The organism is Nocardia sp. NPDC004278, assembly GCF_053602975.1.
Genome location: NZ_JBSGEQ010000013.1, coordinates 93,223 through 117,460, shown reverse-complemented (window position 1 = coordinate 117,460; position 24,238 = coordinate 93,223). Strand labels below are relative to the sequence as shown.

The window sequence follows — 24,238 nt, the reverse complement described above, 5'->3', positions numbered from 1 at the left end:
TCACTCCCAGGCCGGTCCGGGCGCGGGGGCCTCCTCGCTGAGCACGGTGCCTTCGATCAGGCCATAGGGCCGATCGGCGGCGAAGAACACCTCGTTGTCGTTCGCCAGTCCGAAGCCCGACAGATCCACCACGAAGTGGTGCTTATTGGGCAGCGACAGCCGGACCTCGCAGACCTCGGGGACTGCGCTGAGCACCCGGTCGCCCATGGCGTAGAGGGTCTGCTGCAGCGAGTAGCTGTAGGTGTCGGCGAATGCCTCCAGCAGCGCGCCGCGGGCCGCGCGGTAGGCCTTGTCCCAATCACCCGGTTCGCTCGCGAAACGCCACTCCGCGTTGACCTCGGTGGCCAGCACCCGGTCGTGGGCCTCCTGCAGGGTGGTGTACTTGTCCTTGATGTAGCCGTGGAATTCCGAGCCGGTGGAATTGAGCACCACCAACCCCGTCAAACCCGATACCACCCAGGCGTTTTCGCCGTCGTAGTGCACGCGTGCGGTGCGGGTCTCCTGGCCGGAGCGCACGAACGAATGCTGCTTGTCGCCGGGGCCAACCACAATGCGTTCCCACGCGTACTCCTCCAGGGAGACCCGCGCGTGGTGGATGGGCGGCTGCGAGTCGACGAAATGCCGTGCCAGCAGCAGACCGAACGCCTCCGGCGAGGTGATGCCGTGCTCCTTGGCGAAGGCGAAGACGGTGTTCTTCTGGGTGTCGGTCGGCAGGACCGTCGCATTGTCACCGGTCAGGTGGACCTCGTCCATGTCACCGGATAACGCCACACCGACGTTCAGATCCCGGATCTCGTGGATGCCGCCGGTTTTCGTCACCCGGACGACCCGGTTTTCCGCTTTGCCGTATCTATTCGGCCCGAGCTTGATCGACATTGTTCAGCTACCTCGGTAGGTCGAGTAGGAGTAGGGACTGAGCAGCAGCGGCACGTGGTAGTGCTCGGCTGGGTCGGCGACGCGGAAGTCGATGGTCACCGACGGGTAGAACGGGCTGAGGTCACCGGTGTCGAAAATCAGCCGGTGCGCACCGATTTCGGGAGCGGGCAGATCCTTGACACGCCCGTCGTCGTCGGTGCGACGCTCGGCGAGCACGGTGCCGTCGGCCCTTTCCAGCCGCACCGCCAGCCCCGCGGCCGGTCGGCCGGACCCCGCGTCCAGCACATGGGTGGACAGACTCACTTGTCCTCCAACAGCTTTCGGATGCGCAGCCGGGTGATATCGGCGAGTTCGCGTTGGGTCGCGACGCGTTCACCCTCGGCGGTATTCGCCAGGCGCCTGCGCAGTTCGGCGCGGATCTGCTCGGCCGAGCGGCCGGCGGCGCGGATCAGGAAGACATATCCGAACCGCTGCTCATAGGCCAGGTTGCCCGCGTCGATATCGGCGAGGACCTGCCGGTCGGCATTCGCGGTCCCCGACTGCTCACCGGCGGACCACTTCGCCTCGCGCTCGTGCGTGCCCGCCTTCGCGCGGTCGCCGATGCGCGGATGCGCAGACAGCGCCTGCTCGATATCCGGCCAACTCAGCTCCCGCACCCCGGCGACGGCGGCGGCCATCAGGCTCGTGCTGTCCACGTAGGGCCGGTGCGCCGCCACCTGCTGCGCCCAGACATGCGAGGCACAGCAGGTCAGCAATTCCGCCTCGGCCTGATCCGGTGGCAGCGAGTTGAGCCATCCGATCTCACCTGACATCCGATCTCCATTTCGAGCTTGTTTTGCGATGGGAGTAAGTACACCCGCCGTTCATCAGCGCTGCTAGGACCCAGAAATCTGAAGTGTGCGCCAGTTCACACGGGCCGTTTTGTGCGAATATCCAAAGCGTCTTCGGGCGGGCTCAGCATCGGCTGTTAGCCTCGGCGCTGTGCGACTTAGATCACTTCTCACCATGGATCTCGGTCTCGAGCTCGTCACCGGCGAGGACGAGCTCGACCGCTTCGTGCGCTGGGTCGTGACCACCGACATGCTCGATCCGAGCCGCTATCTCTCCGGTGGTGAACTGGTGCTGACCGGCCTGCAATGGCGGCTCGAGCCCGCGGACAGCGAGATCTTCGTGCGCGCGCTGGCCCGGGCCGGAGTCGCCGGACTCGCCGCGGGCGACGCCCGCTACGGGGGTGCGCCGCCCGATGTCGTCGAGGCCTGCCAGCGGCACCGGATCCCGCTGTTCCGTGTGCGCGAAGACGTCGCGTTCGCCCAGGTCACCGAGACGCTGACGCGCAATCTGTCCACCGGCCGGGCCGCCGATCTGACCGCCATCCTCGACCGCCACCGCCAGCTCGTCTCGGGTACCGGCCTCGGATCGGTGCTGGAGCTGATCGAACGCGATCTAGGAATGCGATGCTGGGTGGTCTCCTCGACCGGACGGGTGGTGGCCGGGCCGGTGTCGCCGCCGCCGGTCGAGGTCACGGCCGCTTTCTTGAACGCGCGCCGCCTGCCCCACGTGCTGATTCACGATAAGGCCCGCTACTCACTGTTCGCGGTCGACGAGCACAGCACCTCCCGCGCGGCCGACTGGTTCATGGTCTTCGAGGGCGACTGCAGGGACTGGCCGGAAGAACGCCGCACGCTGACCGGCGAACTCGCCGCGGTCGTCTCGCTCGAACGCGCGCGCATCGACGACCGGCAGAGCGCCGAAGGCCGCCTGGCCCAGGAACTCATCGAACTCATCGTCTCCGATGCCAAACCGGCCGAAATCATTTCCCGCCTCGAGCTGACCGGCCTCGGCCCCGCCGAGACCTATATCGCCGTGGCCGCCGGAGCCGAAGCAGAAGCCTTGCGCCCCGGCGAATTACGCGTCCTGCTCCGCGAAATCCTCTACGGCAAAAGGCCAGCCGCGGGTGTCGTGGACGGCGAAGCCATTGCCCTGATCCCCGCCGATCCCAATGGCGCCATCATCACCGAAATCCACCGTGCGGTAACCGCTTTGGCACCCGGCCTACGCGGTGCCCGGCTGTCGATCGGCGTCAGCGGCATCGTCGACGGCGAAGGCCTGCGGGGCGCGGTCGAAGAAGCCCGCTATGCCCGCCGCCTCGCCGAAGGCCGTCATCAACCCACCAGCGTCGTCGGCCACGATGAACTGGCCACCCATATGCTGCTGTTGGCCAGCGTCCCCGACGAGGTCCGCCGCATGTTCCGCCTGCGTTTGCTGGACCCCCTCAGCAGCTACGACCAGGAGAACCGCGCCGACCTGGTGCACACCCTGGAAACCTTCCTCCAGGTCTCCGGCTCCTGGACCAAATGCGCTGAGCTACTACACGTCCACGTGAACACCCTGCGCTACCGGATCCAGCGCATCGAGGAGCTGACCGGCCGAGACCTATCCCGCCTCGAAGATCGCGTCGACTTCTTCCTGGCTCTCGCCCTGCGCTGACCCGCCACCGGTCCGCTTGCCGCCGCGGCCCCGCTCTTGCGTTCGGCTGCGTGGCGGCGAACCATTAGCTGTGCGGTGGCCGCGTTCGCGGGCCGTGCGGTCCCAATGCCCTCGGTGGACCACGACGCATCGCCCCCGCGATACAGCGGAGTGATCCCTCCGCACGAGGAGGACTCGATGTTCATCCAAGTCATTCAAGGCAAGGTCGCGGATGCCGATCGACTGCGTCGATGTATGGATCGGTGGAACGAGGAATTGCAACCGGGCGCCACCGGCTACCTGGGCACGACCAGCGGGTTGTGCAACGACGGGACGTTCATCGCCATGGCACGATTCGAATCCGAGGAAGCGGCGCGGCGCAATAGCGACCGTCCGGAGCAGGGTGCGTGGTGGGCCGAAACCGAACAGTGCTTCGACGGTCCGGTCACCTTCATGGACTGCCCCGAAGTGACACAGTGGCTGGGCGGCGGCTCCGACCAGGCCGGTTTCGTACAGATCATGGAGGGCCATACCTCCGATCAGCGCCGCATGCGCGAACTCCTCTCGCAGGGCACCGATCGCATCCAGCAATTGCGCCCGGAGATCATCGGCGGCACCCTGGCGACCTACGGCGACGACGGATATGTCGAGGCCGTGTACTTCACCTCCGAAGCCGAAGCCCGCGAGCACGAAAAGCTGGAGATCCCCGACGATCTGCGGTCGCTGTTCGAAGAGGAGAGCGAACTCATGGGCGAGGTCGAATTCTTCGACCTACACGAGCCCATGCTCGTCTCCCGGCGATAGCCGATCCATCAGCCGCTGTCGCATATCTGGTGGCACCCTTGCATACGCCGCACTGTTCGAGGCTGCCACCGGATATGCGACAGCCGCCGTGATCACCCCGCCCGATATCCAAATGTGTTGCCCCGGGCGCAAATTCGAGTCGCGGGAACAACAGTTCAGCAGTTGCTGACGCTCGTCGGAGTAATTCTCGGGGCGGGGGCGACGTATGCGGCGACGGCGATGAACGAGCGCGCGAAATCGCGCAGACGGCATGACACCCGCTGGGAAACCGGCCGTCTCGCGGCCTACAACGAATACGGCAACGCACTTGCGCCGCCGACCCATGAATTCCGATCGCGCGGTGGGGCACACAAGAGTCGAGACGGTGTCCGATAGACGACCGATCGCACACCAACGGGACATCTTGCTGTCGGTGGCAGGCGCTACGGTGGCGGCGTGAATCGTACGGATCGGCTCTATGCGATCGTCGAGGAGTTGCGGGCAGTGGCTCCGCGCGTGCGGACCGCGCGTGAATTGGCGCAACGGTACGAGGTGAGCGTTCGCACGATCGAACGTGATATCGCGGCCCTGCAGCAGGCGAGCATTCCGATCTACGCGGATGTCGGCAGACGCGGCGGGTACGCATTGGAGAAGAGCATGTCGCTGCCGCCGCTCAACTTCACCCCGGCCGAGGCCGTCGCACTCGCCGTCGCATTGGCGCGCAGCGCGGCGACGCCGTTCGACCAGGCCGGGCAGAGCGCGCTGCGCAAGATTCTCGCGGTGATGTCGGATCAGAATGCCGCCGCCGCTCGCGCGCTGGCCGCGCGGATTCGGCTGATGGAACCGGTGGACGCGGCACCCGCCCAAGCGATCCCGTCGGTCATCGCACAATCGATCGAAGCCGGACGGGTGCTGCGGATCAGCTATTCGGATCGCTTCGGCGCAGACAGTGAACGCGAGGTCGAGCCGACCGCATTCCTCAGCGGCTCCAACGGCTGGTACCTCGTCGCCTGGTGTCGGCTGCGCGAGGAGTCCCGCTGTTTCCGGCTGGACCGCATCGGCGCGGTGACAATGACCGATCTGCCGACAGCGCAGCGCCCCCTCGACGGCACCGGATCCGATATCCCTGACGACCTCCAGCTGCGCACCGTCGCGCTGTGAAATATCGCGGGAAACACCGACAGGGGGTTGTCGCGCAGCCGGGTGATCGTAGTCGGGCAAGACAACGATCACCGATCCCGAGGAGACGATAAGTGAGCACTCCCCCCTTCAACACGGTGGCATGGTTCCAGGTCGGCAGCGATAAGCCCGACGAGGTGAAGAAGTTCTACGGCGACCTGTTCGGGTGGACCTTCGACGCAGACCCCAATGCCGATGCCTACGACCTTGTCAGCTACCCCGCCGGCGAGGGTCCGAGCGGCGGTATCGCGCACACCCCCGACGCCTCGGGCAATCACGCCACCTTCTTTGTGCTCGTGCAGGATGTGGCGGCCACCGTCGCCGCCGCCGAACGACTCGGCGGAAAGGTTTCGGTACCACCGGTTACCGGTAAGGACGGGCTGATCTTCGCCCACATCCAGGACACCTCCGGAAACGACTTCGGCATCTTCAGCCCGCCGCCGCAGTCGTGATCCGGCGCTAGAAAAAGGGGGCGGAGCCGTCATCCTCCGCCCCTTCGGCGCACTCCCGGATCACCCGGGTCCGCGAACCGGTCCGTCGCATCGCCATGGCGATGCGTTTCGACTCCATAGCTTTTTGGCAGCTATCGGATCGAGGCGCTGAAACGTCCACGGCCCCCCGTTATCCTCGAATCACTTGACTTCCAGGGAGTTACCGGATCCGGGTGGCCATCATCTGGCCGTTGAAATCGCACGCTTGATCTCGAGAATCGAGGTTCGCGATGGAGAGTTGGCCGATGGCAGGCACAACACCGGACCGCCGCCGATGAGGTGCGGTCGTCTGCTCAGTGCGCTGGCCGCGGTGGTGCTCGCGGTGGGGATCAGCGGGTGCGCATATTCGTTCGCCAAGTACCCCGACGACGCCAGGGTTACGGTCGACGAGTTCACCGAACTGCTCAATAAACGGAAAGCGGACAATGCCGCGAACCTGACCTCCCAGCCCAACAATGCCATCGTGTCCTTACGGCAGATATTCGACGGACTGGGCCCCGGGACGCCGGAGTTCCGGGTGGTCCAATTCATCGTCTTGGACAGCACGGAGGCGATCTTCACTCTGCAGGGGGCATGGGCGTTCGGACAGGATCGGAACTGGAACTATGAGTCCCAGGGCACGGTGCGGAAATTGGCGACCGGCTGGCGCATCTCCTGGGATCCCACCATCGTTATTCCGCACCTGGACAACACCCACACGGTTCAACTGGTCCGCGCATACGCACCACCGCCACCCATCGTGAAGGACGGCCACGGACAGACCCTCATGACCGAGCAGACCATCGATGTGGTCAAGCTCGACCCCGGCCGCATTACCGATCCGATCGCCACCACCGATGCGCTGGCCAAGGCCATCGAGCCGATCGCGTCCGTGATCACCGGACCGTCCTTGCGCGAGCAACTGGCCGCCGCGCAGGGCAAGCCGGTCGTCGCGGTAAACCTGCGGGAGTCCGATTTCGCGGTCCTGGAACCGGATATCGCGCCGATACCGGGAGTAGTGACCAAGGCCCAGCCACGGCTGATCGCCGCCGACCGCCGGGTGCAGTCGCCGATGCTCGATGCATTGCGCGTGGTGTGGCAGGACAACCGGGACAGATGCGCGGGTTGGGCGGTTCAGCTGTCGAGCCTGGACGGCCTTCCGATCGCCTATCTCACCGGGCAGCCGGGCACACCGGGTCCGGACGTCGCCGCGACGCTGGATCCACACTGGCAGAGCGCCGCCCAGGACGCGGTGAACTATGTCGGGAACGCGACGGCCGCCGTCGTCATCAACTCCGCGACCGGAGCCATTGTCGCCGCCGCGGAGAACAACGCGGTCAGCACGAACGGATCGGCCTTCACCGGACTCGCCCCGATCGGCGGCACTACCGAATTGCTGCGCACGGCTGCGGCGAAAATCGCGCGGAAGGCACCGCAGGACGTTTCCGTGGATGAGGTCACCAAGGCCGCCCACATGCTCGGTATCGGCGTCGATTTCGGGCTGACGGGCCTGGACAAGGTGACCTCACGGATCCCGACACCGGGCACCGAACAGGTCCGCCGCGGCAGTCAGGCCAGCGAGATCCAGGCCAGTGCCTACGGCATGGCGATCGTCGCGGCCACCATCGCCAGCGGGCGCATTGTTCGGCCGATGATCGAAATCGGACACCCGGCAACGGCTTCGGTGGAATCGGCGCCGCTACCCGCCGAGGTGGTCGACCAGCTCCGTCCGATGCTCGGCGGCTCCGGATATGTCACCATCACGGGCGGACAGGGCTGGCTGCTGGCGAATATGGGTGAGCTGGCCTTCGCGATCCATGTGGAGGATCCGGACAGTAGCGCCACCCTGATCCACGCGGCCGAACGCATACTCCACCCCGAGCCCCAGCGCCAGTAGCACAACTCTCGGCGAACGGCGCGACCGAACCGAGCTCCGGAGCAGCTCACAGGAAACCCCCAGCTGGTCCTGAGCTTCGGCAACGCTGGTCGCGCCACGCTGAGGTAATGAGCAGAGTCGATCCGCAAGCGGGCGTTCTCGTCGTCGACGATGAACCGATGACCGTCGAACTCCTTGCGGTGAGTCTGCGATTTCAGGGGTTCGAGGTGCAGGCGGCGACCAGCGGGACCGATACCACCGAGCCGAAACTCATCCATACGCTGCGCAGCGTCGGTTACGTGCTGCGCGAACCCCAGCCGAGCCGGACATGAGGCTGCACGAGGCGCTGGCCCGGCGGGTATCGGCCATTCCGCTGCGGGTGGGACTCGTCGTCGCCCTCGTCTTCCTGGCCGCCCTGGTGCTGATGGCGACGGGCTTCGCGGTCACCTCCGCGCTCAGCCGATCCTTGACCGCGCGAACCGATGAGCAACTCTACGATGCGGCCCGTTCGTGGGCAGAGCCGCGCCCGATGCGCCAGATCGTCACGAATGACGGTGCGATCTCATGGATTCCGGCCGAGTTGGCGGATACCCGGCCCGTTGCCCGGCCGTTCATCGATCAACCGCGCCGGTTCTACGAATTGCGCAAAGGCCCCGAGGGACAGCTCTATTCGGGCACTCCCGGGACGATCGCTGGCACCGATGCGACCCCGGATGTGGTGGGGCACGCGGCAGCGGTCCCGATAACGGTCGGCTCGACCGACGACTCCTCGGTGCAGTGGCGCGTGCTGACCACCAGTAACCAATTCGGCTCGACCACCATCGCGCTGCCGCTCACCGATAACCAGGAGACGGTATCGCGGCTGATCTACTTCGAACTCGGCATCGGCGCGGCGGCACTGCTCGCCCTCGGTGTCGTCGGCTATTTCGTTGTCCGACGCAGCCTGCGCCCGCTGCGCACGGTCGAGGAGACCGCGGCCGCGATCGCGGGCGGCGACCTGCACCGGCGCGTCCCGGTGCGCGATGTCGACACCGAGGTCGACCGGCTCGCGCGGTCGTTGAACGCAATGCTCGCGCAGATCCAGCACGGCGTCGCCGCCACCGAGGCATCCGAAGAGGACGCCCGGCGTTCGGAACGCCGGATGCGGCAGTTCATCGCCGACGCCAGCCACGAATTGCGTACCCCGCTCACCACGATTCGCGGTTTCGCCGAGCTCTATCGCCAGGGCGCGAGCACCGACGCACAGCTGATCGTCGGCCGCATCGAGGGTGAGGCCGAGCGGATGGGCCTGCTGGTCGAGGATCTGCTGATGCTCGCCCGGTTGGATGCCAAACGCCCACTCGACCGCAGTCCGGTGGATCTGCTCGCGCTCGCGGGCGATGCGGTGCACAACGCACAGGCCATGGCGGCGCAGCAGCAGACCGACCCGCAACGCCCGATCACCCTGGAGATCAGCTCCGGGGTCGGCACCATGGACGTGACCGGCGACGAGGCACGGTTGCGCCAGGTGCTGGCGAATCTGCTCGGCAATGCCCTCGCCCACACCCCGGCCACCGCCGCGATCACCGTGCGGCTCACCCCATCCGTCGACACGGTGCGCATCGACGTCATCGACACCGGCCCCGGCCTGACACTGGAGGCCGCCGCCCGAGTATTCGAGCGGTTCTACCGCACCGACGACTCCCGCACCCGAACCAGCGGCGGAACGGGTTTGGGCCTATCGATCGTGCAGGCCCTTGTGGGGGCACACGGCGGCCGGGTGAGCGTGCACAGCGAACCGGGCAGCGGCGCGACCTTCACGGTGATCCTGCCGCGCGATATCCGGCCGATGGCAGTATCGGCCGAAGCGGCTCGGGTATAGCACCGCGGCGCGGCCTCATGAGGTCGGCACCAGCGACGGTTGCGCCGGATTCGTTACGGACCTCGGCTGGTCGGGATGATAGGGCGCTATCGCGCCGAAGGTGTCGCGAACCTCGGCACAGACCTGGATGAGTCGGTCCACCTGCATATCGGTCAGCCCGGCATGCAGCGAGAACCGGATGAGGCAGCGTTCGGGCGCGGTGGCGGGCCAACAGAAGACCGAGCCGAAAATGCCACGGGCCTCCAGGAAGTCACGGATGGCGATGGTGCGCTGATCCGGACCGGTCTGCAGTGCGACGATATGGCTGGCCGAACCCTCCAGATCGAACTCCAATGCCATCAGGGCACGGCGTACGACAGCCGAGATCTCGCGCAGCCGGATCCGCCGCCAATCGTCGACGCGGACGACCTCGAGCGTCGCGGCCAGGCCCGCAATATCGTGCGGCAGCAGCGTCGCGGAGAAGACCGACGGATCGGACTCCATCTTGAAGTAGTCGACGAAATCGATATTGTTCGCCGCGATGAATCCGGCACGTCCGGCGAAAGCCGCTGCGAGGCTGGCGATTCGGAACGGCACCCGGTCCGCGAGGCCGAGTGCGACCACCGTGCCGGCACCGTAGGGGCCGTCGGTACCGAGCGAATGCGATTCGTCGACGACCAGCACGCTGCCGGTCTCGTCGGCCACGTCACAGATCTGGGTCAGCGGACAGCGACTGCCATTGGTGCTGTAGATCGAATCCACCGCGATGATGCCGGGACCATATTTGCGTATCTCCTCGCGCAGATGGCCCGGAAAATTGTGCCGGAACGAATACACCGGCGCACCAGCCGTCTTCGCACCGTGCCACAGCGACATGTGCGCGAGGTGATCGACATAGACCGGGGTGTGCGGATCGGCGATCGACTGCATCAACCCGGCGGTGGCATCCCAGCCGGATTGGCACAGAATTCCGGCAGCCGCCCGCATATGTTCGGCAAGCGCCATTTCCAGCGCGATCTGCGGGTGGTCGGGGCCGTGCACGAAGATACCGGACGGCGGCGCCGCACCGCCGTAGTTCTGCAACGCCGCACACATCGCGCCGATGATATGCGGTTCACGGGCAAGGGCGAGATAGTCGCTGCTGGTCAGCACGACATCGCCCGGCACGGGTCTACGACCGTGCAGCAAATGCCGTCCGCCCCAAGCGGCAGCGATCCGTTCCGTATGGAATCGGCTGACGCGGACGAATATGCGGTCGGCGACCGACAGGGTCATCTGAACTCCTTTCACTGCTATCAGCTACTACAGAGCACACACCGAGCAGATTGAATCACTACCCATCGGCGCATGCGCCGAAATCGCGAAGTTGATCGGTACATGTCGCACTCACAGCGACCCAACAGCATCAACAGGCACGATTGTCGGGTGCGGGTACTGGTGGTCGAGGACGAGCGGTTGCTGGCCGATGCGATAGCCGATGGGCTGCGACGGCATGCGATGGCGGTCGATGTGGTGTACGACGGGGCCGATGCGCTGGAGCGGGTCGGCGTGAACGACTATGACGTGATCGTTTTGGATCGCGATCTGCCGACGGTATCCGGCGATACCGTCTGTATTTCGCTGACCGAGGTCGGAAGCGACGCCAGGATTCTGATGCTGACGGCCGCGACGGCGGTGGCCGAACGGGTCGCCGGACTCGGACTCGGTGCCGACGACTATCTGACCAAACCGTTCGCCTTCGCCGAACTGGTCGCCCGGATTCAGGCGCTGGGGCGGCGGTCCCGACCCGCAACGCCGCTGGTACTCGAACGGGCCGGCATTCGACTCGACCCGCATCGGCTGGCGGTCACTCGCGATGGCGAGCCGATCTCATTGTCGCGCAAGGAGTTCGCCGTGCTTGCCGAATTGTTGCGTGCCGACGGCGGGGTGGTGTCGGCGGAGCAGCTACTGGAGAAGGCATGGGACGAGAACATCGATCCGTTCACGGGGGTGGTGCGGTACACGATCATGATGGTGCGCCGGAAGTTGGGCGATCCGCCGGTGATCGAGACCGAGGCGGGCGTGGGGTACCGCATCCGATGAGAGGCCGCACCATTCGACTGCGGCTGACTCTGCTGTATGCGGGCGCGTTCTTTATCGCCGGGGCGATCCTGGTCGCGCTGACCTACTTCTATCTCGATCGGTCGCTGGGGCGGCGCCACGGGATGGGTGCCCAGATACTTGTGCGCGAGTACCTGGCCAAGCGCAACCGCCCGATCGTGTCCGAGGAGTTGTATCAGGCACTGACCGCCCAGGCCGCCAAGGAACGGCGCGACACCCTGGAGGCGATGCTGGTCTGGTCGCTGGTTTCGCTGGGCGCGATCGGGATCGCGGCCGGTGGGCTGGGTTGGCTACTGGCCGGGCGGGCATTGCATCCACTGCAGCAGATCACCGCGACCGCGCGCCGGGTGGCCGATCGCAGCCTGCACGAGCGGATTGCGCTGACCGGACCCGATGACGAAATCAAGGATCTGGCCGATACTTTCGACGCCATGCTGGAGCGGTTGGATCGGGCCTTCGACGGTCAGCGGCGCTTCGTCGCCAATGCCTCGCACGAACTGCGCACGCCATTGACCATCAATCGCACACTCATCGAGGTGGCACTCGATGATCCCGACGCGCCGGAGTCGACGCGTCGGCTCGGAGCCACGCTCCTGGAGGTCAATCATCGGCATGAGCAGCTGATCGACGGACTCCTGGTGCTCGCGAGCAGCGAGGAACGGCTGATCGAACGCAGCCGGGTCGACCTGTCCGATGTGGTCCGGCGGGTGGTGACCGTCGCCAGCGAGGCAGCCGAGCGGGCCGGTATCGAGATCCGCACCGAACTCACGGCGGCTCCGGTCTCCGGCGATCCGGTACTGCTGGAACGTCTGGCGCAGAACCTGGTGGACAATGCGATTCGCTACAACGTCAGCGAAAATAGTTGGGTCGCAATCAGATCGGTGAGCACCGAAGGTAAAGGCCAACTGGTGGTCGAGAATTCCGGCCCGGTGGTACCGGCCTTCGAGGTCGACGGACTCTTCGAACCCTTCCGTCGACTGACCACCGGCGATCGGATCGCCGAATCCGACCATACGCCGAACATTCGCGGTGCCGGACTCGGTCTGTCGATCGTGCGATCGGTCGTGCATGCGCATGGCGGCGATGTCCGGGCGGCCGCACGACCCGAGGGCGGGCTGATCGTCACCGTCACCCTGCTGGACTGACCGGGCGGGCGGCGCCGGGCAGCGCCGCCCGCACTCGGGTCAGTAGTTGTGGCAGCTGTTCGCGAGTTCGCGCAGCTTATCGATCTTCTGCTGGCCCTCGGGCGAGTTGCGCTTCTCCTCGATCTTGGTCCGCGCATCCGGGTGGTTGTCGAGCCACTGCTGAGCGCGCTGCTCGCGCTGGTCGACCGGCAGCGCGAGGAACTCCTGCAACTTCGCCTTGCGATCGGGATGGCTGTCCAGGCGTTCGGCCAGCTTGGGCGCCTCGGCGTGAATGGCCGCGTCCACCTGGGCGAAGGTGCATGTCGTGTCGATCAGTCCGCCGCCGACACCCGGCTGCGCCGAAGCCGTCGCGGGAACCAGTAGCGCCCCCGCCGCCAGCAGACCGCCGAGCGCAACGGCGGTTCGCATGATTCCGGTACGGGTGAATGTCATTACGAGTGACCCTTTCCATTGGCGATCGGATCACGGCAGGCAGTGCCGCGACCCGATGCACAGTCCACCAGGCCCGGTGTTTGCACAGCGCTAGGAATCTGCCGGGTCTGGCAGCGTGGTGCCTGTCCCATTGTCCGTGTTCATGGGTCAGCCGATCCGTCGTGCGCCCGTCCGCGAGAGTTCGCCGAGTCCGCCTGAACCTGTCGCTGTTCGCGGACGGGTCGCCGGTGATCAGTGCTTCCGCGTCCACAGTGATGTCTCGTCCTGGTTGGCGCGGGGTCAGGCCCGGATCTCATTGAGGTAGTTGTAGATCGTGTAGCGGGTGACATCGAGGCGGCCGGCCAGGTGATCGACGGCGTCCTTGATGAGGAAGAAACCGGCCTCGTCCAGTTCGCGCACGACCGCCGCCTTATGCGTCTTCTTCATCAGATCCACCGGGATGCCGACCTTACCGATGGCGCGATCGACCAGGAAGCGCTGCAGGCTGTCGACATCGGCCACAAAGGACTCCACCGGCTGGCCGTCGCCGTCGGCGCGGGCCGATGTGTCCAGGCTATTGATACACAGACAACCGATGGCGACGCCGTCCGCATCGTGCAGAAACAGGGTCGATGAGCGGATCGGGCGGCCGTCCGGGCCATGCGTGCGGTAGTTCGTCAGATCCTGAGTCGTATTGCGGCGGACCAGCGAGAGCAGCAGGTCGGTGATCGGGCCGCCGGTACTGCGGCCGGTGACCTCACCCGCGATCGCGATGATCGAATCCGGCAGCTTGCTCAGATCATGCAGCAGCACTTCATTACCGGGACCGAGCATGGCGGCCAGACTGGGCACCGCCGGAATCAGCGCGGTCAGCACATCGTGGGTGGCCGCCGCGGCGGCGGGCAGTCGCGACGCGGTCCGTGGGCGGCGCAGTGTCTCGAGCGCCGAGCGCAGCAGATCCGCCGCGGCGGACGGGGTCGAGGCGTGCGGGGACAACCGCACGTGCTCGGGTCGGACCGTCGCGGAGATGCCCGCCGCGGTCAGCGCCGCACCTACCGACTCGGCGGAGTGACCGGGCATCGTGAACGCCAGAATGCCCGCGCGCCGGTCCACCGCAGACACGATCTCGGCATCCAAACCTGCCAGCACATCGGAGAATCCGCCGATCCGCTCCGCGATCCGGGCCGCGATCACGCCGGGCCCGGCCTCTTCGACCAACTCGAGCGCCGCGGCGAACCCGCCGGCCGTGATCGGGCTCAGATGGGTGAGCGACCACGCGCTCGCGGTCGCGTCGGGCGCGTGAATCTCATCGTCGAACAGGCCCGGATCACGCGCGCCGGACCAGCCCGACAACACCGGATCCATCCGCTCCAGGGCACGGTCCGAGAGCACCGCGAACCCGGTCCCCCACCCCGCGCGCAGCCACTTCTGGCCGCCCACCACCAGAATGTCCGCGACCTGCCAGGGCTCCTCGGTGACACCGAATCCCTGAATGCCGTCCACCACCAGCAGCCGGTCGCCGACCACCTCGCGCAGCGCGGCCAGATCGGCGCGATAGCCGGTGCGAAAGTCGACGGCGCTCACGGTCACCGTGGTGATGTCATCGGTGAGTCCGGCCGCGATCCGCTCCGGTGTCGCGTACCCGCCGGACAATCGCCGCACCACTCGGCGGCCGACCTGCTCGGCACGCGCCCACGGATAGGTGTTGGCCGGGAACTCCGACGCCGAGACCAGCACCTCGCCACCGAAATTGAAGGCCGCCTGGAACAATCCGAGGCTGGTGCTCGGCAGCAGCACGGTGTGATCGGTGTCCGACCCGCACAGCCGCGCCACCGCCGCCCGGGCCCGAATCTCTTGCCGCAGTAGCTGATCCACTGTATCCGGACCGGCCGTGGTGGACTCGTGCAGCAGGCTCGCCGTGGTTTCGAGCACCGCATGCGAGGGCGGGCCGAAGCGTGCGAAGTCGAGGTACCCCGCGGGCTCGCCGAACTGCAGCAGATAGCGCGGCGAGATCCGCGTGGCCGGGCTCACTGCAGGATCCTGGCGAGAAACTGTTGCGTGCGTTCGTGTTTCGGCGCGCGCAACACCTGCGCGGGCGGCCCCGTCTCCAGCACCACACCGTCGGCGAGGAACACTACCTCGTCCGCGGCCTCGGCGGCGAAGCTCATCTCATGCGTCACGACGACCATTGTCATCCCCTCTTCCGCCAGCGTTTTCATCACTTCCAGCACCTCGCCCACCAATTCGGGGTCCAGCGCCGACGTCGGCTCGTCGAACAGCATCAGCTTGGGCCGCATGGCCAGCGCCCGCGCGATCGCCACCCGTTGCTGCTGCCCGCCCGAGAGCTGCGCCGGGTAGGCATCGGCGCGATGGCCCAGACCGACTCGCTCGAGCAGCTCCAAGCCCTGCCGCAGGGCGGTCACGGGGTCGGCGCCCAGCACCCGGACCGGCCCCTCGATCACATTCTGCAGCGCCGTGCGGTGGGCGAACAGATTGAAGCGCTGGAAGACCATGCCGATATCGCGGCGCTGCCGGGCGACCTCGCGCTCACGAAGCTCGTGCAGTTTGCCGTCGTGCAGCCGGAAGCCGATCGGCTCACCATCGACCCAGATCCGGCCGCCGTCAATCGTTTCCAAGTGGTTGATACACCGCAGGAAGGTGCTCTTGCCCGCGCCGGAGGGTCCGAGCAGGCAGACCACCTGCCCCTTGTGCACCTCCAGGTCGATTCCGCTCAGAATTTCGTTGTGGCCGTAGCTCTTTCGCACGTTCACCGCGCGCAACAGCGGGTCAGACATGAGCCCTCCGCTTCAGTGGGGAGCCGCGCAGCGCCTTGGCGGCGCGTGCCATGACCCCCGATCGGTCTGCGCCGAAGGCGCGCTCGAGCTGATGCTGGCCCACCCCGGCGATGGTGACCACGACCATGTACCACACCGCCGCCGCCAGCAAGGTCTCCATGACGAGCAGGTTGCTGGAGGAGATGTTGTTGGCCGCGTGGATCAGCTCGGTCACGCCGATCACCGAGGCCATCGAGGTGCCTTTGAGCATATTGACGAAGTCGTTGCCGGTGGGTGGGATAATCACCCGCATGGCCTGCGGCAATACGATCCGGCGCAGGGTCGTCGCCGGGGTCATGCCAATCGCCTTCGCGGCCTCGGTCTGGCCACTGTCGACGCTGTTCAGCCCGGCGCGCACGATTTCGGCCATATACGCGCTCTCATTGAGCGCCAAACCCAGGAAGGCCGCGGTGAACGCGCTGATCACAGTATTGGTCTGGGCGTGCAGCAAGAACGGGATCTCGATCACCGGGAACACCAGCGCCAGGTTGTACCAGAGCAGGATCTGCAACAGCACCGGCAGACCGCGGAACAGCCAGACGTAGCCGCCCGCGAACCAGCGGGCCACCGGATTGGCGCTGCGCCGCAGTAGGGCGACGACAATACCGAGCACGATCGCCACGCCCTGCGAAAACACCGCCAGCACAATGGTATTGACCAGACCGGTGAGCATCACCTGATACCAGAGGAAGTCCGGTACCCGGGGCCATTCGATCTGGGCATTGCCGAGCGCAATGCCCAGCAGCACCAGCAGGACTGGAATGATCGCGCCCGCGATCCAGCGCCCCCAGTGCCGCAGCCGAACGATCGGCAGCTCAGTTTCCGCCATTGATGACGGCCTCCTTGACCGCACCCTTCTCGACGCCCCATGCCCGCAGGATCTTGCCGTAGGTGCCATCGGCGATCAGTCCGTTGACGGCGCTGCGCAGCGTTTCGGCCAGTGCCCGATTCTGTTTGGTGACACCGATTCCGAAGGGGCCGCCGTCGATCGGCTCACCCGGTACGACCTCGAAGAACTTGCCGTCACCAGCGGTGCGCGAGACATAGACGGCGGTCGGCAGATCATTCACGATCGCCTGGACGCGGCCGGTGCGCAACTGGGTCTGGTTCTGGTTGTCGCTCTCGGTCTCGGTGATGGTGATGGCGGACTTGCCTGCCTGGGCGCATTTGCCGCTCTGCTCGGTGACGAACTTCTGCTGGCTGGTGCCCTGCACCACCGCTACCACCTTGCCGCACAATGTATCCGGGCCGCTGATCGAGTCGGGGTTGCCCTTGCGGATCATGATCGCGATGCCCGAGGTGAAGTAGTCGACGAAGTCGATCTGCTGCTGGCGCACCTTGGTGTCGCTCATCGCCGCCATGGTCGCGTCGATGCGGCCGGACTGCAGGCTGGTGATGAGCGAACCGAACGCCATGTCCTGATGCTCCACGCCCACACCGAGTTTCGCGGCAATGGCCTTGGACAGATCGACCTCGTACCCGATGGGGGTCTTACCGTCCGCGGCGTAGAAGTTGTTGGGCGCGGACTGGATGTACGACGCCAGGTGCAGCGCACCGGCCTGGGTGATCGAGGCCGGGAGCGCGGCGTTCAGCTGCGCGTCCTTGGTCACCGACGCAATGATCGCGGTCGTGTCGGGAATGGGTGCGCTCGATGCGACGGATGTGCCACCGGCGCCATCGGACTCACTGCCGCAGGCGACGAGACAGCCGACCAGGGCCGCCAGCAGAACGAGGGGCAGGGCATGGGTTCGCGGCATTGCGGACCTCCTGTTCTCTTGTGTGGCAGCGAAATTACTCTCCATTGTTGAAGATTTCAACGAGGAGTTGAAATTTCACCATGCTGCCGCCCGGCGCCGGCAGAACCGTCCAGCACACAGACATTGCGACGGGCGATCGCGCCCCAGATCGGGGCCGCGAGCTTGCTGCCCAGTCGCCGCCACCAGTGACGGCCGTGAACTCCACCGGACCACCGACGCCCCGCGGGTGCCTGTGGCGGGGCTGCGGCGGCAGCGTCGCCTGGCCGAAGCCGTCACGCGAAAACGTAAGGGGTCCAACAACCGGCGCCGGGCTGCAGCGCGATCAGCACGGCACCACGCGCACGTCGCCGCCCGGCGGCGGCATTTTCTGCACTGGGGCGAGACACATCATCTAGCCCAGGTCCGGGAGCCCGAAGCACGAGCCTCGGTCATCAATGTCCGCCAACGAGACGGCGCTGGCCCACACTCCGGTGTGGGTGAAACCGTCCCGGATGACGCGGAAACCGACACCCACACCATGGTTGTGGCGATGGGTTCGAACGCCCGAGAAGGGTGGTGTCATCCGATAATTCGGTTGGAAGACACGCTTTAGGAAATATCGCGGCGGCGCACTCTGGCGAGCCAGGCCGCCTCATCGACAATGCTGCCCGGCGTCAGGCCGAGTTGCGCGGCCTCGACGACCGCCGCGCTGACCCGTCCGCGATACCGGGCGGGCTTCAGTTCCTCCAATTCCCATCCTGCGCCGAAGGCTTCGGCAATCGCGGTGCGGCTGATGCGCGGGCCGAAGCCCGGTTCGGCATCGGAGAGCGCGAGGATATGGACCAGCCCGCCGGGCTTCAGGACCCGGTGCAGACTGCGCACGTATTCGGTGGGATCGCCTTTGTCGAAGGCGAAGACATGGAACAGCGCACTGTCGAGAATGGTGTCATAGCGGGGCTCATCCCCCAGTTCCAGCGCATCGGCCACCTCGAACCGCGCGAGCACTCCGCGCTCGCGCGCATTATCCCTGGCATACGCGATCGCACTCGGCGAAAGATCCACCCCGAGCACGTCATAGCCGAGCTCGGTCAGCCTGATGGTGTGCTCACCGGCCCCACACCCGATATCGAGCACCGCACCCCGAATCCACCCCTGCTCGATCAACTCGAGCACCGCGGGCTGCGGCTCCCCGATCACCCATGGCGCGGATCCATCCTCATATACGGAATTCCAGAACTCAGGAGGTCGATTCATGCCATCCAGCCTTCAACCTCAACCCGGGTTCATGTCAATGCCCACCGCGCTACATTGCCAAGATGACCGATTCCCCGCACCTGCGCCCGGCCCGCCCCGACGATGCCGAAGCCATCGCGGCGATCTGGTACGAGGGCTGGCGCGACGCCCACCTGGGCAACGTCCCCGACGAACTCATCGCCGTCCGCCCGCAGGAGTCGTTCGCACCGCGGGCCACCCAACGGATCGCCGATACCACTGTCGCGATCATCGATAACGAGGTGGCCGGTTTCATGATGGTCCTCGACGACGAAATCGACCAGGTCTACCTATCCCGCCGCCACCGCGGCACCGGCACCGCACCGGCCCTACTCGCCGCCGCCGAGCAGCGCATATCCGGCAGCGGCCATGCGCGGGCCTGGCTGGCCGTAGTCCCGGGCAATGCCCGCGCCCGCGCCTTCTACACCCGCAACGGCTGGACCGATGAGGGCCGGTTCACCCACCAAGCCCCCGGCCCCGACGGCCCGGTCCCCGTTCCTGCCCACCGCTATGTCAAACAGCTCGCCGGATTGCCGGAGGACTGAATACGCTCGAAGCGAGTGGGAAGTTTCAGACCGGATGCTCGTCCGGGTGCACAGTCGACGCGCCGCAATCGAACGCCGGTGTGCCCGAAGCGGTCGAGATCTGCGTCGTCGCGGGCTGCACCCTGCGAAGGTCGAATCCGCTTGTCCGCCAGTGCGTTCGAGATGCCAGATGTCGCACGCTCAGGAGTTTTCCGTATCGCGAACACTGATCGGCGTGATCGCTATCGCATCGGCTCTGTCCAGATCTGCATCGGAGTCCGAAATCCAACCGTCTTCGCCGACCGGGCTCAGCCAGCCGTCGGACACACGCTGATAGATCGGAACGCTATCGACAGGGGCGAGGTCCAGCTTGTGGCGTGTGTCCTCGTGGAATGCCGCGAGCAATGCGCGCACGGACGGCGCGATCTCATTCGCCGGGGACGGAGCTGCTTCGAACATCCGGCCTACGCCTCCGATGGGTTAGGCAGATCCTGCACATCCACCAGCGCGGCCCAGTAGTCGTCTCGAAGCGCGTCCCACAGGTCCGTATGCTTCGGGAGCAACTCCCGAGCGGCAGCCAGATCGGGGTACGGGTCGAAACATCACCGTTCCGGGTTGCACCGCCGTGAACTGCGCGCGCGACGGCAAGCAATAAGCGGTGAACGACTCGGACGTGAACTGCACGCGCAGGATCCGCGCCGCACACCCCACCAATCGCCACACCGCAACCTTGCGACCATCCCGGGTTTGCGTGGTACGCAACCTATCCCGGCGCATCACACCCCCTCATGGTTCGTATCGACTCCCCGGCACCGAGACGACTCTGCGAGTAGAGATCGGCCAGCCCACTCCCGGATGGCATCCGCGAACCGCTCGACCACATCGGGCGCAATGCCCTCGTATGCGGCTGGCGGCCCGACAAACGGATCTCGCTGCGGCAGTTGCGAATTCGTCACTGTTCCTCCCCTTTCAGATGCGGTCGATGCATCCGACACCACCCGCCGCGAACGGATCAGCGGGCGAGGGCTACGAACCAACACCCTGTACCGAATGTCCATAAAGCGTCGCCGACCAGCTAGTTCGATCCCAGGCACAGAACCGCACACAAGTAATACGCTTCTGATACCGAGCGTTGTTGGCGCGAACAGGGGTGGCGATGATCGTCAGCAAATGGACAGGTGTGGAGGTGAAAGCCCTTCGCATAGCAGCTCTGCGTATGACGCAGGACGACTTCGCCGCGAAGGTTGGCTACGAGCCGCCGACAATCAGGAAGTGGGAAAAGACCACGGCAGACCGCCCGGTCCGCGGGAAGTCTGCCCAGGATCTGGACTCACAGCTTGCGCGTCTCAATGATCAGCAGGCGCAACGGTTTCGGGCGGCGGTAGCCGACGATAACCTGGCAATGACTGCACGACACATGCCATGGGAAGTCGAGGGCGACGAAGTGAAACGGCGGGAGTTCGGAGTCTTGCTCGGGACGGCAATTGCGCTGCCTGCCCTGGACTCCGCACCGAAGCCGAGCCGCCTCGGAATCGCCGAGGCCAATCGCCTCGCGGCGAATGTTGAGGACTTCGCCCGGCGCGAGCAGACAGTGGGCGGTGCAGCGCTGGTGCAGACAGCCGTAGACGAACTGGAATGGGCGAAAGCCGCTCTGGAAACATGCGCCTTCGACGAGCAAGCAGGCACGGCGTTCATGCGCGCAGCGGGCGAACTCGCAACAATCGCGGGTTGGTTGGCCTTCGACGCGGAGATGCACCTTCTTGCGCGTCGCTGCTATGCCGACGGGTTCGCATTGGCCAACCAGGCTGGCGACGACGGACTGACCGTCCACATATGCCTGAACGCCGCGCATCAGGCGATCACCCTGTCGCGCACCGGTCGAGGAAACCCGTACCGCGCACTCGGACTTATCGGACGTGCGCAAGACCTGAGCCGCGGTCGCCCACCGAGCCGCATCCACGCGCTGATGGCGATCCGCGAAGCACAAGCATACGGCGTGCTCGGCGACCGTGCCCGATTCGGCAGAGCTGTTGCCACTGCTTGGCGTGAACTCGATTTCGCGCTCGAGCACGAGTCGCCGGACGAGTGCCCACGATGGCTTCGGTTCGTCACGACTACCGAGATCCGATCCCACGAAGCCCGCGGTGTCGGCGACCTCGGAGATCTGGAAAAGGCGGCAACCCTGTCTGCGGGACTCGCGCTCGAGCAGGCAGGTGCCCGCAACGCGGCGAATTACCGAGCAGGCTGGGCCGCCGCCCTGGCGAATGTCGGAGATATCGAAGCCGCTACCGCCCAAGGGGTTTCGGTCCTCACCGACCTCGAGCGAGAGATCTCTTCGACCCGCACACTCAAACTCCTTGCGCCAGTTTGTGATGCGGTCGAGGGGTATTCCGACGAATTCCGACAACGATTCGACGTTCTGGCGAGAAAGGTCATCACCGCATGAATCCGGGCCAAAAGGCGACAGGGCTCGAAAACCTGGTGTTCCACCACCTGACGGCCGCACAGGCCCGCGATCGGCGCACAGAGGTCGAAGACATCTTCCGCGGTTCCTACATTCGGGCGATCGGCACCGGCGAGAAGTTCGAATCGCCGGACGCGTTTATGCACCGCTTCGACGCATACACCAGCCCCAGCCGCGCCGCCGGATTCGAGTTGGTGATCGCAGAACTCGACGGGCACACGTGCGGCCAGGCATGGGGCTGGCCACTGCCCGAGAACACCGCGTGGTGGGGCGGGCTCGAGTTGGACGAGGAAAACGCAGCCGAGTTCACCGCCGAGAATGGTTCCCGCACATTTGCCCTCAGCGAAATCATGGTCCGATCCGAGCTCACCGGCCGCGGCATAGCCCATGCGCTCCACAACGAACTCCTCGACGCCCGACCCGAACCCCGCGCAACGCTTCTCGTCCGCCCCGACAACTCCCGCGCGTACACCACCTATCGCAAGTGGGGCTGGTATCGGGTCGGCACCCTAAAACCGAGCTGGCCCGACGCCCCCACATTCGACGTGCTGATTCGCGACCTGCCCACCTGATCGGAAGCAACTGACCCGAACACAGGTGCACGCGATCACGATGATGCCCGGCGGATCACCCGAGCGCCACGACAACCGTTGCAGCGCACATGATCTCGCGGCGAAAAATGCTCGACCTGCTCGCCAACGTTCGACAGTGCCGCATCCAGATACCTCCTGCCGTATCGAGCCCTGGGTCCGAGATCTGTCGAACGTAGTCGAAGGGTGGTCGCCCAGGCCGATTCGACAGCCACATGACTACGCTCGCCGAGCAGTCGGAGTGGGTAGCGCGGCAATGTAGTTGGACGGGGCAGTTGGAGGCGGGATCCTCATCGAGCCCACGGGGGGCGTGGGGCATTGTCGTGTTCTAGCCTTCCGGATAGAACACGAACAGGGTGCAGCCGGTCGTGGTTGCCGGAACATGCCAGGAACCGGCCGGGGCGTGCAGAAAGGTTCCGGGCGGGTAGTCGCGGGCGCCGTCGTTGAACGTGCCGGCGACCACGTAAACCTCCTCCGGGCCGGGGTCGTGGACGTCGCGGCGCGGCCACGATGTGCCCGGATCCATCTCCAGCATGTTGGCGTGCGCACCGGAGGGCCCGGTCCAAAGCGGGCGGACGCGGATCCCCGGGAAGAGGTCACGGACCGGGGATTCATCGACGGAAACAGAGGTGTAGCCCTCCTGGGCAAGGATCTCGGGGTGCATGCCTGCAACGGTGCCGTTCGCGAGCGGCGCCGGAAAGTGTCCGATACGACATCAAGGGGTACATTTCTGCCATGCATCGCGTGGTGGCCCTGGTGCGGCCGGTGCAGTCAACGTTCGAACTCGGCTGCGCCGTTGAGGTATTCGGCACCGAGCGGGCCGAGCTGCCGCAGCACTACGAATTCGAGGTGTGCACGGAAGAACCCGGCCCGGTGCCGACGACAGCCGGATACGCGATCTCGGTCGCACACGACCTTTCGGCACTCGCATCCGCGGATACCGTGCTCATACCCGGCTGGGCGCCGGTGCAGGCGCCGCTGTCGCCGCCCGTGCGTCACGCACTGCTGCGGGCACACGCCCGTGGGGCGCGGCTGGTCACGATCTGCTCCGGAGTTTTCGCGCTGGCCCGCACCGGGCTGCTGGACGGCCGCTCGGCTACCACACACTGGGCACGCGCGACGCAGCTGCAGCAGGAGTTCCCCCGGATCCGTGTGCAGCCGGACATGCTCTACGTCGACCACGGCGATGTCGCTACCAGCGCCGGAGCGGGCGCGGGCATCGACCTGTGCCTGCACCTGGTCCGAAAGGACCACGGGGCCGCGCACGCCGCCCTCCTCGCGCGACACATGGTGATGCCGCTGCACCGCGACGGCGGCCAGCGACAATACGCCCCACCCGCAGCGCCCACGAACGCATTGGACGGGCTCCTCGACTGGGCCGAAACACGCTTGGGTTCACCGCTGTCCGTGCGCGATCTGGCCGCACACGCCAACGTCTCGCCCCGCACACTGGCCCGACGCTTCACCGATCACCTCGGCACGAGCCCGGGCGCATGGTTGTTGTCGCGCCGGGTCGCCGAGGCACGCACCCTGCTGGAACAGACGGACCTACCGGTCGAAGCCATCGCGGCCCGCGTCGGCCTCACCTCTGCGGTCAACCTCCGTCGCCGCTTTCGCGCTCAGGTCGGCACAACACCGGGCGCATACCGCCAGGCGTTCCGGACTTCCTGAC

The 24,238-nt window shown here is 66.1% G+C and carries 24 protein-coding genes and 1 pseudogene; 13 read left to right on the top strand and 12 right to left on the bottom strand.

What is annotated here, in order from left to right; translation table 11 throughout:
- From pucL to uraD, 3 genes are read right to left on the bottom strand one after another with little or no spacing between them, the layout of a single operon-like run.
- Positions 1-876 (bottom strand): factor-independent urate hydroxylase, encoded by an 876-nt coding sequence (gene pucL / locus ACWEO2_RS21380; protein ID WP_452406911.1) that lies wholly within the window; start codon positions 874-876, stop codon positions 1-3.
- A 3-nt stretch (positions 877-879) separates the two neighbouring features.
- Positions 880-1,179, bottom strand: a complete 300-nt coding sequence (uraH, locus tag ACWEO2_RS21375; RefSeq protein ID WP_354951114.1) for a hydroxyisourate hydrolase — start codon at positions 1,177-1,179, stop codon at positions 880-882.
- Positions 1,176-1,688 carry a 2-oxo-4-hydroxy-4-carboxy-5-ureidoimidazoline decarboxylase gene (uraD, locus tag ACWEO2_RS21370; RefSeq protein ID WP_452406910.1) on the bottom strand — a complete coding sequence of 171 codons (513 nt, stop codon included), beginning with the start codon at positions 1,686-1,688 and terminating at the stop codon, positions 1,176-1,178. The genes uraH and uraD overlap by 4 nt, the downstream gene beginning before the upstream one ends.
- A gap of 85 nt (positions 1,689-1,773) precedes the next feature.
- Here uraD and ACWEO2_RS21365 point away from each other — a divergent pair, with 85 nt between their 5' ends.
- From ACWEO2_RS21365 to ACWEO2_RS21335, 7 genes and pseudogenes are all read left to right on the top strand, one after another.
- The gene (locus tag ACWEO2_RS21365; RefSeq protein WP_452406909.1) at positions 1,774-3,363 is read left to right on the top strand and encodes a PucR family transcriptional regulator; all 1,590 of its coding nucleotides are present in this window, start codon (positions 1,774-1,776) and stop codon (positions 3,361-3,363) included.
- A 177-nt stretch (positions 3,364-3,540) separates the two neighbouring features.
- Positions 3,541-4,146, top strand: coding sequence for a hypothetical protein (locus ACWEO2_RS21360; protein ID WP_452406908.1), 606 nt, complete (start codon positions 3,541-3,543; stop codon positions 4,144-4,146).
- 435 nt (positions 4,147-4,581) lie between these two features.
- Positions 4,582-5,286, top strand: a complete 705-nt coding sequence (locus ACWEO2_RS21355; RefSeq protein WP_452406907.1) for a helix-turn-helix transcriptional regulator — start codon at positions 4,582-4,584, stop codon at positions 5,284-5,286.
- Positions 5,287-5,378: 92 nt separating this feature from the next.
- Entirely contained in the window at positions 5,379-5,756 is a 378-nt protein-coding gene (locus tag ACWEO2_RS21350) for a VOC family protein (RefSeq protein WP_452406906.1), read from the top strand.
- Between the two features lie 184 nt (positions 5,757-5,940).
- Positions 5,941-7,671 (top strand): NTF2-like N-terminal transpeptidase domain-containing protein, encoded by a 1,731-nt coding sequence (locus ACWEO2_RS21345; RefSeq protein WP_452406905.1) that lies wholly within the window; start codon positions 5,941-5,943, stop codon positions 7,669-7,671.
- A 107-nt stretch (positions 7,672-7,778) separates the two neighbouring features.
- Positions 7,779-7,904 (top strand): annotated as a pseudogene (locus ACWEO2_RS21340) (DNA-binding response regulator); the annotation flags it as partial.
- A gap of 74 nt (positions 7,905-7,978) precedes the next feature.
- Positions 7,979-9,511, top strand: a complete 1,533-nt coding sequence (locus ACWEO2_RS21335) for an ATP-binding protein (protein WP_452406904.1) — start codon at positions 7,979-7,981, stop codon at positions 9,509-9,511.
- A 15-nt stretch (positions 9,512-9,526) separates the two neighbouring features.
- Here ACWEO2_RS21335 and cqsA read toward each other — a convergent pair whose 3' ends face one another.
- Positions 9,527-10,765 (bottom strand): alpha-hydroxyketone-type quorum-sensing autoinducer synthase, encoded by a 1,239-nt coding sequence (gene cqsA / locus ACWEO2_RS21330; RefSeq protein ID WP_452406903.1) that lies wholly within the window; start codon positions 10,763-10,765, stop codon positions 9,527-9,529.
- A gap of 150 nt (positions 10,766-10,915) precedes the next feature.
- Here cqsA and ACWEO2_RS21325 point away from each other — a divergent pair, with 150 nt between their 5' ends.
- Both ACWEO2_RS21325 and ACWEO2_RS21320 read left to right on the top strand, forming a co-directional pair.
- Positions 10,916-11,572: a response regulator transcription factor gene (locus ACWEO2_RS21325; RefSeq protein WP_354951129.1), complete on the top strand. Its 657-nt coding sequence runs from the start codon at positions 10,916-10,918 to the stop codon at positions 11,570-11,572.
- Entirely contained in the window at positions 11,569-12,735 is a 1,167-nt protein-coding gene (locus ACWEO2_RS21320) for a sensor histidine kinase (RefSeq protein WP_452406902.1), read from the top strand. The genes ACWEO2_RS21325 and ACWEO2_RS21320 overlap by 4 nt, the downstream gene beginning before the upstream one ends.
- A 39-nt stretch (positions 12,736-12,774) precedes the next feature.
- Here the strand turns inward: ACWEO2_RS21320 and ACWEO2_RS21315 are convergent, their stop codons facing one another.
- The 6 genes from ACWEO2_RS21315 to ACWEO2_RS21290 form a co-directional block, all read right to left on the bottom strand.
- On the bottom strand, positions 12,775-13,167 hold the full coding sequence (locus ACWEO2_RS21315; protein WP_452406901.1) for a hemophore-related protein: 393 nt from the start codon (positions 13,165-13,167) through the stop codon (positions 12,775-12,777).
- 279 nt (positions 13,168-13,446) lie between these two features.
- Positions 13,447-15,177, bottom strand: a complete 1,731-nt coding sequence (locus ACWEO2_RS21310) for an aminotransferase class V-fold PLP-dependent enzyme (protein WP_452406900.1) — start codon at positions 15,175-15,177, stop codon at positions 13,447-13,449.
- Entirely contained in the window at positions 15,174-15,941 is a 768-nt protein-coding gene (locus tag ACWEO2_RS21305; protein WP_355180575.1) for an amino acid ABC transporter ATP-binding protein, read from the bottom strand. The genes ACWEO2_RS21310 and ACWEO2_RS21305 overlap by 4 nt, the downstream gene beginning before the upstream one ends.
- A complete protein-coding gene (locus ACWEO2_RS21300; RefSeq protein ID WP_452406899.1) occupies positions 15,934-16,809 on the bottom strand; it encodes an amino acid ABC transporter permease in 876 nt (291 codons plus the stop codon). The genes ACWEO2_RS21305 and ACWEO2_RS21300 overlap by 8 nt, the downstream gene beginning before the upstream one ends.
- Positions 16,796-17,737 (bottom strand): ABC transporter substrate-binding protein, encoded by a 942-nt coding sequence (locus ACWEO2_RS21295; protein ID WP_452406898.1) that lies wholly within the window; start codon positions 17,735-17,737, stop codon positions 16,796-16,798. The genes ACWEO2_RS21300 and ACWEO2_RS21295 overlap by 14 nt, the downstream gene beginning before the upstream one ends.
- Before the next feature lie 588 nt (positions 17,738-18,325).
- Positions 18,326-18,970 carry a class I SAM-dependent methyltransferase gene (locus ACWEO2_RS21290; protein WP_452406897.1) on the bottom strand — a complete coding sequence of 215 codons (645 nt, stop codon included), beginning with the start codon at positions 18,968-18,970 and terminating at the stop codon, positions 18,326-18,328.
- A gap of 62 nt (positions 18,971-19,032) precedes the next feature.
- Here ACWEO2_RS21290 and ACWEO2_RS21285 point away from each other — a divergent pair, with 62 nt between their 5' ends.
- Complete coding sequence (locus ACWEO2_RS21285) at positions 19,033-19,533, top strand: N-acetyltransferase family protein (RefSeq protein WP_452406896.1); 501 nt, start codon at positions 19,033-19,035, stop codon at positions 19,531-19,533.
- Positions 19,534-19,713: 180 nt separating this feature from the next.
- Here the strand turns inward: ACWEO2_RS21285 and ACWEO2_RS21280 are convergent, their stop codons facing one another.
- Positions 19,714-19,971 (bottom strand): hypothetical protein, encoded by a 258-nt coding sequence (locus ACWEO2_RS21280; protein ID WP_452406895.1) that lies wholly within the window; start codon positions 19,969-19,971, stop codon positions 19,714-19,716.
- 757 nt (positions 19,972-20,728) lie between these two features.
- Between ACWEO2_RS21280 and ACWEO2_RS21275 the strand changes: the two genes are divergently transcribed.
- The gene (locus ACWEO2_RS21275; RefSeq protein WP_452406894.1) at positions 20,729-21,958 is read left to right on the top strand and encodes a hypothetical protein; all 1,230 of its coding nucleotides are present in this window, start codon (positions 20,729-20,731) and stop codon (positions 21,956-21,958) included.
- The gene (locus ACWEO2_RS21270) at positions 21,955-22,548 is read left to right on the top strand and encodes a GNAT family N-acetyltransferase (RefSeq protein ID WP_452406893.1); all 594 of its coding nucleotides are present in this window, start codon (positions 21,955-21,957) and stop codon (positions 22,546-22,548) included. The genes ACWEO2_RS21275 and ACWEO2_RS21270 overlap by 4 nt, the downstream gene beginning before the upstream one ends.
- 346 nt (positions 22,549-22,894) lie before the next feature.
- Here ACWEO2_RS21270 and ACWEO2_RS21265 read toward each other — a convergent pair whose 3' ends face one another.
- Complete coding sequence (locus ACWEO2_RS21265; RefSeq protein WP_355180557.1) at positions 22,895-23,230, bottom strand: cupin domain-containing protein; 336 nt, start codon at positions 23,228-23,230, stop codon at positions 22,895-22,897.
- A 71-nt stretch (positions 23,231-23,301) separates the two neighbouring features.
- Here ACWEO2_RS21265 and ACWEO2_RS21260 point away from each other — a divergent pair, with 71 nt between their 5' ends.
- Positions 23,302-24,237 (top strand): GlxA family transcriptional regulator, encoded by a 936-nt coding sequence (locus ACWEO2_RS21260; protein WP_452406892.1) that lies wholly within the window; start codon positions 23,302-23,304, stop codon positions 24,235-24,237.
- Position 24,238 lies beyond the last annotated feature (1 nt).